This is a genomic window from Catellatospora sp. TT07R-123 (assembly GCF_018327705.1).
In the GTDB taxonomy this organism is placed as follows: domain Bacteria; phylum Actinomycetota; class Actinomycetes; order Mycobacteriales; family Micromonosporaceae; genus Catellatospora.
Window position 1 is genome coordinate 3,380,931 of record NZ_BNEM01000001.1, and the last position, 13,538, is coordinate 3,394,468.

Here is a 13,538-nt window from a genome sequence, read left to right on the forward strand (position 1 = left end):
CATCCATCGGGCGTATGCGAAGCTGCCCCGAGTTTCCCGCAGCGCTTGCCCCCGACAAGCGCGTTCACTTTGGAGGTCTTCGTGGCCTGGTTCATCGGCCAGTCGCTCCTCATAATCATCGCGGCCTTCCTGCTCGGCCTGCTCGTCGGCTACCTGCTCTGGGCCCGGCGCAAGCCGGAGCCCATTGAGGAGACCGTCGACGAGGAGATGGTCGACACGGTGACGCTGTCCCGCATCAGGGAGGCGCCAGCCGCGGCCACGGCCGAGCTGGTCGCCGCCGAGCAGCCGGTGGCCGCCGCCGAGCCCGAGCAGATCGAGGTGCAGCAGCGCCCGGTCACCCGGGTCGCCCCGATCGTCAAGGCCGCCGTGCCCAAGCAGGTCGAGCCGGACGACGCCGCCGACGCCGACATCCCCGTGGTCGCCGCCGTCGCGGTCGCGACCGAGGACAGCCCCGCCGACGACATCGAGCGCATCGAGGGCATCGGCCCGAAGATGAAGGCCGCCCTGAACAACGCCGGCATCCGGACGTACGCCCAGCTCGCCGCCGCCGACGAGACCGCCCTGCGCACGGCGATCGAGGACGCGGGCATGAACTTCGCGCCCAGCATCGTGACCTGGGCCGCGCAGGCCCAGCTGCTCGCCGACGGCGACGAGGCCGGGTTCGAGGACCTGACCCGCCGCCTGGTCGCCGGGCGGGACACGGGACGGGCCTGATGAGCGACCGCAGCAACCGCAGGTTCAGCCGCCTGGTCGGCCTCGCCGTCGCCGTCGTCGGCCTGACCGGCATCGTGGTGGCGCAGCACATCCCCAACCGGCACAAGATGGAGGACGACCTCACCCGCCGGTCGGTGGCGGCACTGACCGCCGCCGGGCTGCCCGACATCCGGGTCAGCTTCATCGGCCGCGACGGCACGCTGCGCGCCGGCTCGGAGGCCGAGGGCACCCGGGCGCTGCGCATCGTGCGGGCGCTGGAGGGCGTGCGCGTCGCCGACGCCGAGTGGCCCGAGGCGCCCGTGGTGGCGCCGCCCGCGCCCGCCCTGCCGTCGGTGCTGGTCGCCGTCGTCGGCGGCAAGGTCACCCTGAGCGGCCGCGTCCCCGACGAGGCCACCCGGACCGCACTGAAGCAGGCCGCGGCCGCGATCTCGGCCGACGTCGACGTCGACGACCAGCTCACCGTCGACGCCACCGTGACCGGCGCCGCGCTCGGCGGCCTGGTCCCGGTGCTGCAGGCGGTGGGCAAGAACTCGACCGACGCCTCGGTGGAGCTGCGCGAGGGCGCGCTGACGCTGACCGGCACGATCAAGACCCAGGCGGCCAAGGACGCGATCGCCGACGCGGCCGTGGCCAGCGGCGCCACCGTCATCGACCAGATGAAGGTCGAGGTGCAGCAGGCGCTGATCAGCCTGCCGCCGGTGACGTTCCTCGACAACCGCACCGTGCTGACCGCGGCCGGGCAGGCCGCGCTGGTCCGGGCGGCGCAGATCCTGACCGAGAACCCCGAGGTCAAGGTGCGCATCGAGGGCCACACCGACACCATCGGCACCGCCGAGTCCAACCTGGCGCTGAGCCGGGCCCGGGCCAAGACGGTGGTGGACTTCCTGGTCGCGCACGGTGTCAGCGCCGACCGGCTGACCTCGGTCGGCTACGGCGAGAGCCGGCTGAAGGTGCCGGACACGACGGAGACCAACCGGGCGATCAACCGCCGGGTGGAGTTCATCGTCCTGCCCTGACCTGAGAACGCAGAGCGCCCCGCGACAACTGTCGCGGGGCGCTCTGCGTTTCAGCTGTTCAGCCCGTGTACCGCACGCGGTAGACCTTGGCGTCGGCCGAGGTGGGCTTGTCCTTCTCGCCGTCGGGCCACAGGGCGGTGAAGTACAGCCCGTCCGGGCCCGCCGCCAGGCCGACCACGGTCGAACGGCCCTTGCCGTTGTACTCGATCAGCGGCTGCGGACCGGTGACCGAGCCGTCGGGCCGGAACGTGAACTCCACGATCCGCTTGCCCAGCTCCTGCGGCCCGACCGCGTAGGTGGGCCCGCTCTCGGCGACGAACATGTGGCCGTACTTGTCCTGTGGGAAGCCCGCGCCGTGGTTGACCTGCGGGTCGATGAAGGCGATCGCGGTCGGGGCGGTCGAGCGCTCCCAGACGTAGAGGGCGGGCTGGCGCATGCTCTCGCGCTCGCCGTTCCACTGGTAGTCCACGCCCTTGTCGACCTTTGCCAGCCGGTCGATCGAGGTGCCGTTCTCGACCTCGTAGTAGCCGCCGCCCGGTCGCCAGGCGCCGCCGAACGGGTTGCGGAAGCCCAGGGCGTACACGTAGTCGCGGGAGGTGATGCCGTCGCGGGCGTCGTAGTACGGGTTGTCGTCCGGCGCGGTGCCGTCCAGGTTCAGCCGCAGGATCTTGCCCCGGAAGGAGTCCAGGTCGCGGGCGGTCTCGGGGGTCATGCCGTCGCCCATGTGGACGTACAGCCGGCCGTCCGGCCCGATGTTCAGCTGCGAGATCTGGTGCGCGGCCTCCTGCGACTCCCCGGGCATGTCCAGCACCGTGGTCTGCGTCTTGGCGTGCAGGCCGCCGTCCTCGCTGTGCAGCCGGATCACCCGCGGGTAGTGCTTGCCGCCGGACTCGTGCAGGACCGCGGCGAACACGTCGCCGGTCCGCGGCTCGACCACCACGCCGGTCACGCCGGTCTCGCCCTTGCCCGGGAACGTGCCGCTGGGGTCGAAGTTCAGCAGCTTCCCGGCGTAGGTACGGGTCCGGAAGTCCCCGGTGATCACCTTGATCGAGCCGTACAGCTCGGTGACGTACGCCAGCGGCTTGTCGCGGTCGTCGGAGTGCTCGGGCACCATCGCGATGTGCACCGGCAGCTCGAACCCGCCGGCGACCTCCTCGACCCGGTAGCCGGGCTGGCGCACCGTCCAGCGCTCGCCGGTGGGCAGTGCCTTGCGCTGCTGGTCGGTGCGGAAGGCGCGCTGCGCGTACGGCCCCCACACGGTCTGGCCGGCCGCCTGGTCGAACCGGTAGCGCACCCGCAGCGCGTAGTCGCGGTCTGGGGCCAGGTCCCGGCGCCCGGCGAACTCGTTCTCGAACACCCCGTCGCCCAGATGGGCGTGCACCTTCTGCGTTCCGCCGACGCAGCCGCCGAACCAGACCCGCTGCGCGGGCTGGACGGTCCAGATCTCCCAGTCGGTGCAGCCCAGCGTCGCGGCATGACCGTGCGCGGCGGCCCCGGCCGCGGCGGGCGCGGTCTCCATGTGCACGTCGGCACCGCTGACCAGGCGGCCCTCGACGGCGGGCTCGGTGATGACAGGCGCGTCGGCCGCAACGTCCGAGTCCGGTGCGGACGCCGTCGGGCGCAGTGCCGCCCAGCCGGCGCCGCCGGCCACGACGGCCAGCACCGCCGCCGCGACGAGGATGTTGCGGGCTCTCATGTCTCCCCCAAATCACCAGTTATCAGGTAATCCGGGTCAGGCTACCCAGCGCGCCCGGCTCGGGGCGGCGTCACACGCCCGAAGTCCCGGGCGGACACACGCTCCGACCACCATCGGGCACGGTCGGACAACGCACTTGGCGGCGGTGGGCGTCCGTTAACGCGAGTGCGCCTCACCGCAACACCGTTGAAACATCTACCATCGGCTCAGATCCGCCTCCGGTACCGCTGAACGTGTCGTCAAAGGTGACCACGAAGTGACCGTCCGGTGGACGGTTCGGGGGTTGTGGCGCACGTTTGCGCACGCAACGCTCATTCAAGCGCGACACACCGTCCGGAGGTGCATGGGATGACAGGCACGAGCGGCTCCACGCCGCCGTGGGCACCTCCTTACGCGCGGGAAACAGAGCAGGCCCCGCTGCCGGGTCGGCGGCGCACCAAACCGCTGCGCTCCATCCGGTACCGGCTGCTGCTGCCCATCGCCGTGGCCACGGCGGCCCTCGCCGTGCTCGGCGGCATCCAGACCCGCGCGGCCGTGCGCAGCATCGACGACTCCCGGCAGTCGGTGGTGCTGACCAGCGCGCTGACCGCCACCGTCCGGCTAGGTCACCAGCTCGAACAGGAGATCGCCGAGACCGAGGCGCTGCTCCAGCGCGGCGGCAAGGCCGGTGAGCAGCTGCTGGTCGCCCAGCGGCGGCGCACCGACGACGCCGTGACCGGCTACACCGACGCGGCGGCGAAGGTCATGCAGACCACCCCGGCGCTGCGCGCCCTGCTCGCCGACGCCGGGGCCGACCTGACCGGGCTGCCCCAGCTGCGCGAGCGCTCCCAGCGGCCCGAGGCGCTCAACACCGAGGGCGCCGACGGCGAGAACTCGCCCGAGGAGATCTACGACGACCTCACCCACGCGCTGGTCGCCGTCGGCGAGGCGCTGGCCGCCGAGCCGAAGGACGCCGACCTCAACTCGCTGGCGCGCACCGTCTCGGTGCTCAACGCGATCGAGCACCACCGGTCGGAGGCGCGCGGCCTGCTGCGCGAGGCGTTCGGCCGCAACGGGTTCGAGGCCGGGCAGCTCGCCGAGCTGGCCGAACTGCACGGCGCGCAGATCGAGCGCGAGGCCCAGCTCGAACCGATCGCCGGGGCCGCGCTGCACGCCCGCTACCTCAAGGTGGTCAGCGGCGAGGACGTGGACCGGGCCGAGCAGATCATGGAAGCGGCGCTGCGCGGCGACACCGACCCGGCGGCGCTGCGGGTCGATCCCGACACCTGGCACATCGCCCAGACCAACGCGCTGCGGCGGCTGTACCTGTTCGAGCTGGAGGTCATCACCACCCTGGACGACCGGGCCACGATGCTGGAGACCACCGCGCGGCGCAAGGCGTGGCTGGCCGGCAGTGGCACGGTCGCCGCGATCGTGGTGTCGCTGGCGTTCGCGGTGTTCCTGGCCGTACGCACCAGCCGCGGTCTGCGCAAGCTGAGCCGCGCCGCGCTGGCCGTCGCCACCGACGAGCTGCCCACCGCGATCGCCGAGGTCTCCGCCGCGCCCAGCACGGACACGGTGCGCCGCCTCACCAAGGCCGCGACCACCCGCGTCGACGCCCAGCTGTCCGGCCCCGCCGACGAAATCGGCGAGGTCGGCGCGGCCCTGGGCGCGCTGCACCAGCAGGCGCTGCGGCTCGCGGCCGACCAGGCCATGCTGCGCAGCGACGTGTCGGCGATGTTCGTCAACCTGTCCCGGCGCGGCCAGACCCTGGTCCAGCGGCAGCTGCACCTGATCGACGAGTTCGAACGCGACGAGACCGACCCGCAGTCGCTGGCCCGCCTCTTCGCCCTGGACCACCTCGCCGCGCGCATGCGCCGCAACGAGGAGAACCTGCTGGTGCTGGCCGGTGGTGAGCCCAGCCGCCGGTTCATGCGCTCCGAGCTGCTCATCGACGTGGTGCACGCGGCCGCGGCCGAGATCGACCAGTACACCCGCGTCGAGACCAACGCGATCGCGGACCTGTCCGTGGTCGCGCACGCGGTCGGCGACGTGGTCCACCTGCTGGCCGAGCTGTTGGAGAACGCCACCGACTTCTCCCCGCCCAACAGCCGGGTGCTGGTCTCCAGCCGCCGCGGCGTGGACGGACTGACGCTCAGCGTGTTCGACTCCGGCATCGGCATGCCGCCCCAGCAGCTCACCGAGATCAACGAGCGGCTGACCAAGCCGTCGACCCTGACCTCCGACCTGACCCGCACCATGGGTCTGCTGGTGGTGGCCCGGATCGCGGCCCGGCGCGGCATCTCGGTGCAGCTGCGCAGCAGCCCCAACGGCGGCACCGTGGCCCTGGTGCTGCTGCCGACCACGCTGCTCGCCCCGCCGCCGGCCACCGCCGAGCGGCTGACCCTGCCCGCGCCGAGTTCAGCCCCGCCCGTCGGCGAGATGCTGCGCACCCGCCGGGCGGCCACCGATCCGCCACGGGACCCCTCCCCGACCGTTCCATCCCCTACGCTCGACTCACCCACCGTCCCCTCCCCGATCATCACCGTCACCGCCGTCCCCCCGACCCCGACCGTCCCCTCCTCCGCCGTCCACTTCCCGGTCCGTCCGGCCGGCGGCGCCGACGCGGCGACGACCCAGGTGATCCCTGTGGTCGCTCCCGCATCCCACGCTCACCACGAACGCGAGCTCTTGCCGTCGGGGCTGCCGCGTCGCCGACCCGGCGACGTGCTGGCACCGGACGGCGACGCAGTCTCCCGACGCCGTGTCGACGTCCTGGACCCGGAAGTGGTCCGCACGCGGCTGTCAGGCCTGGCCACCGGTATCGCGGCCGCTCACCGCGAACTGGCCCTCGAGCAGCAGGCAAGCTCGCCGGCTAAGAAGGAAAGCACCTCATGACTCAGAACTCCGCCCAGCTCGCCGGTGCCGAAGAGGTCCACAGCCTGGACTGGCTGCTGACCTCGTTCGCCAAACGGATCGCCGACGTCACCTATGCCCTGGCCGTGTCCGTGGACGGCATGACCATCGCCGCCTCCGACGGGCTGCGCCAGGACCTCTCCGACAAGCTCTCCGCCATCACCAGCGGCCTGGCCAGCCTCACCGTGGGCGCCGCGACGTGCCTCGAGACGGGGCAGGTGCGCCAGACCGTGGTGGACATGGACGAGGGCGTGCTGCTCATCATGGCCGTACGCGACCGGGCCTTCCTCGCCGTCGTGGCCGCGCCCGGCTGCGACCTGGGCCAGATCGGCTACGAGACGGCCCTGCTGGCGCACCGCGTGGCGTACGCCCTGGAGCCCGGCGCCCGCGCAGACGCGATCTGATGGCGCCCGCCCTCGCGCGGCGCGTCCGGCGGTGGCCGGCCCTGCTGACGGCCGTGCTGGTGGCAGCCGTTCTGGCGGCGTGCACCAGCACGGCCGACCAGGGGCTGCCACCCTGGCACAACGGCGTCCTGACCATCGGCACCGGCCCCACCAACGGCGTGTTCAACCAGATCGGCGGGGGTTACGCCGACATCGTCAACCGGCACCTGCCCGGATACGAGGCGCTGGCCCCGCCGACCAACGGCGCGGGCGAGAACCTCCAGCGGCTGGCCCGCGGCGACGTCGACATCGCGTTCACCTTCGCCGACGTGGCCGCCGACGCGGTCGCGGGCAAGGGCGCGTTCGAGGGCAGACCGGTGCGGCTGCGCGCCCTGGCCCGGGTGTGGAACAGCTACACGCACCTGGTCGTGCGCGCCGACGCCCACGTCACCTCGGTGCAGGGGCTCAAGGACCTGCGCGTGGCGACCGGCCCGCGCGGCTCGGGCACCGAGGAGGTGGCGCTGCGCGTGCTGGCCGCCGCCGGGGTCGATCCCGACCGCGACCTGAAGCGCACGTCGGCCTCGCTGTCGCAGATGACGAACCTGATGCGCGAGGACCGGCTGGACGCCATGTTCTACACGGCTGGCCTGCCCACGGTCGGCCTCACCGCCCTGTTCGGCCAGGCCCCGGGGCGGTTCACGCTGGTGCCGCTGGGCGAGGTGCTGCCCGCGCTGAACCGGGCGCACCCGGACATCTACAGCGCGGCCGTCATCCCGAAGGCGGCGTACGGGCTGGGCCGGGACACGGCCACGGTGGCGGTGCCGAACCTGATCGTGGTGGGCGAGGACATGCCGATCGACCTGGCGCACAAGCTCACCGAGCTGATCTTCACGTACCAGTCGGAACTGGCCGCGGTGCACCCCGAGGGTGCCAACATCGACCGGGCCAAGGCCTCCGAGACCGCTCCCCTGTCCCTGCACACCGGCGCGGAGCTGTTCTACAACGTCAGCTGAGCGCCACTTCATACCAAATCAAATATTGCCATGCATCACTGGAATAGTTACCTTCCAGGGGAACTCACCGCTGCCCGGGGCCAGAAGCCGCCGGGCGGCCGGTCGGACCTTGGGAGGATCCGTGAGGCAGTCACTTCGAACGGCACTGCGGGCCGGCGCGATCGCGCTGGCCGCGGCCGTGACCGGCGGCATGGCGGCAGCCGTGCCCGCACAGGCCGTCCCCGTCGGGCCGGACGGCCCGCAGCCCGTGGTCGGCGGCACGACCGCCGCGCAGGGCGAGTTCCCGTGGATGGTGCGCCTGTCCATGGGCTGCGGCGGGGCCATGTACACCCAGAGCCTGGTGCTCACCGCGGCCCACTGCGTCGGCGCCACCGGGAACACTACCTCGATCACCGCGACCTGGGGCGTGGTCGACCTCCAGGACACCAGCCGGGTCACCCGCACGTCCAACTACGTCTACCGGGCCCCCGGCTACAGCGGCACCGGCAAGGACTGGGCGCTGATCCGCCTGTCCAGCCCGATCACGCAGGCCCCGCTGCTGAAGATCGCCACCGACACCTCCCTGCACAGCGGCTCCTTCGCGGTCGCGGGCTGGGGCGCGGCCACCGAGGGCGGCGGCCAGCAGCGCTACCTGCGCAAGGCCGACGTCCCGTTCATCACCGACACCCAGTGCCAGAGCGCGGGCGGCGACTACTCGGGCCTGCTGCCCAACGAGGAGATCTGCGCCGGCAACTGGAGCGCGGGCGGCGTGGACACCTGCCAGGGCGACTCCGGCGGCCCGATGTTCAAGCGCAACGCGGCCAACGAGTGGGTCCAGGTCGGCATCACGAGCTGGGGCACCGGCTGCGCCCGAGCTCAGAACCCGGGCGTCTACACCGAGGTCCGCTACTTCGCGACCGACATCTACAACGCCGCCGTGTCCCTGGGCGGGGCGCCGGGCGGCGTCAGCGTGGCCAGCCCCGGCAACCAGACCACCACCGTCGGCACTTCGGTGACGCTGAACAACACCGCCACCGGCGGCACGGCGCCGTACAGCTGGTCGGCGACCGGCCTGCCCGCGGGTCTGTCGATCAGCGCGAGCACCGGCCAGATCACCGGCACGCCGACCACCGCCGGCACCTCCACCGTGGTCGTGACCGCCACCGACAGCGCGAGCAAGTCCGGGACCGCCTCGTTCAGCTGGACCGTGAACGCGGTCGGCACCTGCGGTGCGGCCACCAACGGCACCGACGTGGCCATCCCCGACCTGAGCACGGTCTACAGCGACATCGCCGTGTCGGGCTGCACCGGCAACGCGTCGGCGACCTCGGCGGTCGAGGTCCACATCGTGCACCCGTACAAGGGTGACCTGGTCGTGGCGCTGGTCGCGCCGGACGGCAGCGTCTACACGCTGGCCAACCGCACCGGCGGCAGCGCCGACAACATCGACCAGACCTTCACCGTGAACCTGTCGAGCGAGGCCCGCAACGGCACCTGGCGCCTGCGTGTCCAGGACGCCGCGTCGGCCGACACCGGCTATATCAACAGCTGGACGCTCACCCTCTGACCTCACTCCTGGCAGGCCCGGTCGCTCCCCCCGTCGGCCGGGCCTGCCCCCATTCCCCCGAAAGGAATCCCATGCGACGCAGACTCCTGCTGACCGCGCTCGCGCTGGGCACGGCGCTGACGGTGACCGCACCGCCGGCCGCCGCCGCGCCGATCGGCCCGAGCGCCGCCGCGGACAGCTCCGCGCAGTACCTCGTCACCGGCCCGCGCACGCTGGCCGACCGCAACGCCGTCGCCCGCACCGGGGCGGCGATCGACCTGGTCGAACACGGCCGCGTCTACGTCACCGCCACCGGCGCCGAGGTGGCCCGCATCCGCGCGCTCGGCTTCACGCTGGAGCAGCAGCCCGGCCCGGACCAGCTCGCGTCCCCGGGCGCGATCACGTACGACTTCCCCTCGGCGGACTCGGCCTACCACAACTTCGCCGAGGCGACCGCCGAGCTGAACAAGATCGTCACCGACCACCCGACGCTGGCGAGCAAGACCCAGATCGGCACCTCGTACGAGGGCCGCGCCATCACCGCGCTCAAGATCTCCGACAACGTCGGCACCGACGAGAACGAGCCGGAGATCCTGATCAACGCGCACCTGCACGCGCGCGAGCACCTGACCGTCGAGATGGCGCTCTACCTGGCCAACCTGCTCACCGACCAGTACGCCACCGACAGCCGGGTGCGCGCCGTGGTCGACTCCCGCGAGATCTGGATCATCCCGGACCTCAACCCGGACGGCGGCGAGTACGACATCGCCACCGGCTCCTACCGCTCCTGGCGCAAGAACCGGCAGCCCAACAGCGGTTCGAGCAACGTCGGCACCGACATCAACCGCAACTTCGGCTACAAGTGGGGCTGCTGCGGCGGCTCCAGCGGCACCACCTCCAGCGAGACCTACCGGGGCGCGTCGGCGTTCTCCACCCCGGAGGCGCAGGTGCTGCGCGACTTCGTGCTCTCGCGCCGCATCGGCGGGGTGCAGCAGGTCAAGGCCAACATCGACTTCCACACGTACGGCGAGCTGATCCTCTGGCCGTTCGGGTACACCACCGCCGACACGGTCACCCCGGGCATGACCGCCGACGAGCACAACGTGTTCGCCACGATCGGCCAGCAGATGGCCGCCACCAACGGCTACACGCCGGAGCAGGGCAGCGACCTCTACATCACCGACGGCGACATCACCGACTGGCTCTGGGGCGACCAGCGGGTGTGGACGTACACGTTCGAGATGTACCCGGTCTCGTCGAGCCCCGGCTTCTACCCGCCGGACGAGGTGATCGGGGCGCAGACCGCCCGCAACCGGGACGCGGTGCTGCTGCTGTCGGAGTACGCCGACTGCCCGTACCGGGCCATCAACAAGCAGGCGCAGTACTGCACCGCCGCGAACGACTTCTCGGTGGGCCTGAGCCCGGCCTCGGGCGCGGTCAACCCGGGCAGCGCGGTGACCTCGACGGTCGCCACGGCGGTCACCAACGGCGCGGCGCAGACGGTCAACCTGACCGCGAGCGGCCTGCCCGCGGGCGCGACCGCGTCGTTCAGCCCGTCCTCGGTCACCTCGGGGCAGTCGGCGACGCTGACCGTCAGCACGTCGGCGTCGACCCCGGCGGGGACGTATCCGGTCACCGTGACCGGCACGGGCACCGGGGCGACCCGGACCGCGGTGTACACGCTGACGGTCAACGGCGCGCCCGGCTGCGTCGGCACCAACCCGACCGACGTCACCATCCCGGACCTGAGCACGGTGTACAGCAACATCACCATCTCCGGCTGCGGCCGCAGCGCCTCGGCGACGGCGACGGCGGAGGTGCACATCGTGCACCCGTACAAGGGTGACCTGGTCGTGGCGCTGGTCGCGCCGGACGGCAGCGTCTACACGCTGGCCAACCGCACCGGCGGCAGCGCCGACAACATCGACCAGACCTTCACCGTGAACCTGTCCACCGAGGCCGCCGACGGCGTGTGGCGGCTGCGGGTCCAGGACGCGGCGTCGGCCGACACCGGCTACGTCAACAGCTGGACGCTGACGCTGTGAGACACGGGTACGGCACCCGCCCGGCTGCCCAGCGGGCGGGCGCCGTACCCGGTAAATGGCTTGCGGCCGCTGCTAGACAGGTGGCGTGACCGACGAACTGATGATCCGCGAGACGACCCTGGCGGACGTACCCGAGCTGGCGCGCATCCGGACCGCCAGTTACGCCTGGTTCACCGCCAGCGTGGCCGCGCAGGAGAACTGGTTCCGGACCGTGCCCGAGGCCAGCCGCCCGCTGCGCCTGCTCGCCGAGCACGAGGGCCGCGTCGCCGCCTTCGGCATGGCGAACCTGAACCTGCAGACCTCGGTGCCGAACACCGGCGCGCTGACGCTGGTCGCCGACCCGGCCTTCCGGGGCCGGGGCGCCGGATCGGCGCTGCACAGCCGCCTGGAGGCGCACCTGCGCGACATCGGCGCGACCCGGGTGCACGCGTGGGGCAACGACGACGAGGCGACGCTCGCCTTCGCCGCCCACCGGGGCTTCACCCAGGGCGCCCGCGACCGCTTCTCCCAGGTGGACACCCGGACGCTGCCGCCGATGCCGGAGCTGCCGCCCGACGTGCGCCTGATCAGCCTCGCCGAGGCGGGCCCGCGCACCGTGTACGACCTCGACCAGGCCGCCTCGATCGACGAGCCCGGCGACGTGTCCTACGACGGCACGCCGTACGACCTGTGGCTCAAGCGGTACTGGGAGAGCCCCGACCAGCAGCACCACGTCGGCACCGTGGCCGTGGTCGACGGGGTGGCCGCGTGCGCGACGTTCATGGAGGCCGACCGGGCCGCCGGGCGCGGCACCTCGACCGGCACCTGCACCCTGCGCGACTTCCGCGGGCGCGGCCTGGCCAAGCTGGTCAAGTCCGCCGCCCTGCGCAAGGCCGCGGAGCTGGGCATCCATACCGCGATCACGTGCAACGACTACGAGAACAAGCCGATGCTGGCGGTCAACGACTGGCTCGGCTACCAGGTCTGCGCCGCCGAGTGGTCGCTGCTGAAGGAGCTGTGACGCGGCGGACCTGCCGTCGGCGCGCATGACCGAGACCCGGCCGCGGCAGCTGCGCGAACTCCTGCGGCTGCGCCGCGGCGGGGGTGGTGGACATCATCAGGCTCCCTGCTGCCAGGCCATCGCGGCGGCGGCGTCGTCGCGGTCGCGGCGGCTCTCGCGTACGGCGGTGTATCCGGCGTAGCCGAGCAGGGCGACGCCGAAGACCGTGATGACCACGCCCTGCGTGTGCTGGCGGCCGGCATACTCGTCGAAGGTGTAGGCGGTGCGCGAGCTGTCGCTGTACCTGATGCACTGGTCGCCGGGCGTCATCACCTGGTTGTCGCAGGTGACCGCAGCCGACTGCTGATGGATGCCGAAGGCGATCATGCCGACCCCGATGAGGGCGAGCAGGATCGCCCCGATCCTGTTCTGCATAGCGTCCCCTGTGGAATTCCCGTCAAGATTGCGACACGATAACGGCGCGCGAGATCCGCGCCGCATCGGCCGATCGGCCCGCACCCGACACCACCCGGAGACGGCGACGCGACGGCCCGGCGACCGGCGCCCCGGTGATCGCTGTCTGCGGTCAGAAGGTGGCCCGAGCGCTTAGCGATTGACCGGAGACGGCGATCATCCGCCCCGCCGCGCCCAGCCCGGGTGGGGCGGCGGGGGGATCGTCCTGGTCGTACAGTGCGGGGATGACCTTGCCGAAGCTGCGCCACTCGGCACGCGCGATCGTGCTGGACCCCGACGACCGCATCCTGCTGTGCCGGTTCGACTTCGACCGGCCGACGGGGCCGTTCACCGTGTGGGCCACCCCCGGCGGCGGGCTCGACCCCGGTGAGACGCTGCTCGACGCGCTGCACCGCGAGCTGCGCGAGGAGACCGGCCTGGTGCTGTCCACCGAACCGCCGCACGTGTGGCACCAGGTCGTGGTCCAGCCTGGGCACGCCAACGGCCACGACGGCGTGATCAACGACTACTTCCTGGTCCGAGCCGAGGCGTTCACCCCGCGCGGCGCGATGACCGACGCCGAGCTGGCCGACGAGCACATCTTCGGGTGGCGCTGGTGGTCGCCGGCGGAGCTCGGCGCGTACACCGGACCGGCGGTGTTCTCGCCGCGCGACATGGCCACCCTGCTGGCCGCGCTGCTGGCCGACGGCGTTCCGGCCGAGCCGGTGCCGCTGGGGCTGTGACGGACGGCGGCACCGCGCACGTAGGAAGGTGCCGAAGCCCTCGCCGAACGGCAACGTGGGGAAGCGACAGATGCCG

General features: G+C 72.2%; 11 protein-coding genes. 9 read left to right on the plus strand and 2 right to left on the minus strand.

Going from position 1 to position 13,538, the window contains the following annotated elements; translation table 11 throughout:
- Nucleotides 1-81 precede the first annotated feature (81 nt).
- Both Cs7R123_RS14460 and Cs7R123_RS14465 read left to right on the plus strand, forming a co-directional pair.
- On the plus strand, nucleotides 82-714 hold the full coding sequence (locus tag Cs7R123_RS14460) for a helix-hairpin-helix domain-containing protein (protein ID WP_244871833.1): 633 nt from the start codon (nucleotides 82-84) through the stop codon (nucleotides 712-714).
- Entirely contained in the window at nucleotides 714-1,730 is a 1,017-nt protein-coding gene (locus tag Cs7R123_RS14465; RefSeq protein WP_212826857.1) for an OmpA family protein, read from the plus strand. The genes Cs7R123_RS14460 and Cs7R123_RS14465 overlap by 1 nt, the downstream gene beginning before the upstream one ends.
- A 58-nt stretch (nucleotides 1,731-1,788) precedes the next feature.
- On the opposite strand, the gene Cs7R123_RS14470 is transcribed toward Cs7R123_RS14465, so the two are convergent.
- Nucleotides 1,789-3,426 carry a sorbosone dehydrogenase family protein gene (locus tag Cs7R123_RS14470; RefSeq protein WP_212826859.1) on the minus strand — a complete coding sequence of 546 codons (1,638 nt, stop codon included), beginning with the start codon at nucleotides 3,424-3,426 and terminating at the stop codon, nucleotides 1,789-1,791.
- A gap of 348 nt (nucleotides 3,427-3,774) precedes the next feature.
- Here Cs7R123_RS14470 and Cs7R123_RS14475 point away from each other — a divergent pair, with 348 nt between their 5' ends.
- The 6 genes from Cs7R123_RS14475 to Cs7R123_RS14500 all read left to right on the plus strand — a co-directional run bounded on the left by Cs7R123_RS14475 (nucleotide 3,775) and on the right by Cs7R123_RS14500 (nucleotide 12,287).
- A complete protein-coding gene (locus Cs7R123_RS14475) occupies nucleotides 3,775-6,303 on the plus strand; it encodes a nitrate- and nitrite sensing domain-containing protein (RefSeq protein WP_212826861.1) in 2,529 nt (842 codons plus the stop codon).
- Nucleotides 6,300-6,725: a roadblock/LC7 domain-containing protein gene (locus tag Cs7R123_RS14480; RefSeq protein ID WP_212826863.1), complete on the plus strand. Its 426-nt coding sequence runs from the start codon at nucleotides 6,300-6,302 to the stop codon at nucleotides 6,723-6,725. The genes Cs7R123_RS14475 and Cs7R123_RS14480 overlap by 4 nt, the downstream gene beginning before the upstream one ends.
- Complete coding sequence (locus tag Cs7R123_RS14485) at nucleotides 6,725-7,717, plus strand: TAXI family TRAP transporter solute-binding subunit (protein ID WP_280517296.1); 993 nt, start codon at nucleotides 6,725-6,727, stop codon at nucleotides 7,715-7,717. Before Cs7R123_RS14480 ends, Cs7R123_RS14485 begins: the two co-directional genes overlap by 1 nt.
- A gap of 190 nt (nucleotides 7,718-7,907) precedes the next feature.
- Nucleotides 7,908-9,263, plus strand: coding sequence for a trypsin-like serine protease (locus Cs7R123_RS14490; protein ID WP_212829180.1), 1,356 nt, complete (start codon nucleotides 7,908-7,910; stop codon nucleotides 9,261-9,263).
- 71 nt (nucleotides 9,264-9,334) lie between these two features.
- Nucleotides 9,335-11,287, plus strand: coding sequence for a M14 family metallopeptidase (locus tag Cs7R123_RS14495; protein WP_212826867.1), 1,953 nt, complete (start codon nucleotides 9,335-9,337; stop codon nucleotides 11,285-11,287).
- Between the two features lie 85 nt (nucleotides 11,288-11,372).
- A complete protein-coding gene (locus Cs7R123_RS14500) occupies nucleotides 11,373-12,287 on the plus strand; it encodes a GNAT family N-acetyltransferase (RefSeq protein ID WP_212826870.1) in 915 nt (304 codons plus the stop codon).
- 96 nt (nucleotides 12,288-12,383) lie between these two features.
- On the opposite strand, the gene Cs7R123_RS14505 is transcribed toward Cs7R123_RS14500, so the two are convergent.
- Complete coding sequence (locus Cs7R123_RS14505) at nucleotides 12,384-12,701, minus strand: hypothetical protein (RefSeq protein WP_212826872.1); 318 nt, start codon at nucleotides 12,699-12,701, stop codon at nucleotides 12,384-12,386.
- Nucleotides 12,702-12,964: 263 nt separating this feature from the next.
- Between Cs7R123_RS14505 and Cs7R123_RS14510 the strand changes: the two genes are divergently transcribed.
- The gene (locus Cs7R123_RS14510; protein WP_212826874.1) at nucleotides 12,965-13,462 is read left to right on the plus strand and encodes an NUDIX hydrolase; all 498 of its coding nucleotides are present in this window, start codon (nucleotides 12,965-12,967) and stop codon (nucleotides 13,460-13,462) included.
- Nucleotides 13,463-13,538 lie beyond the last annotated feature (76 nt).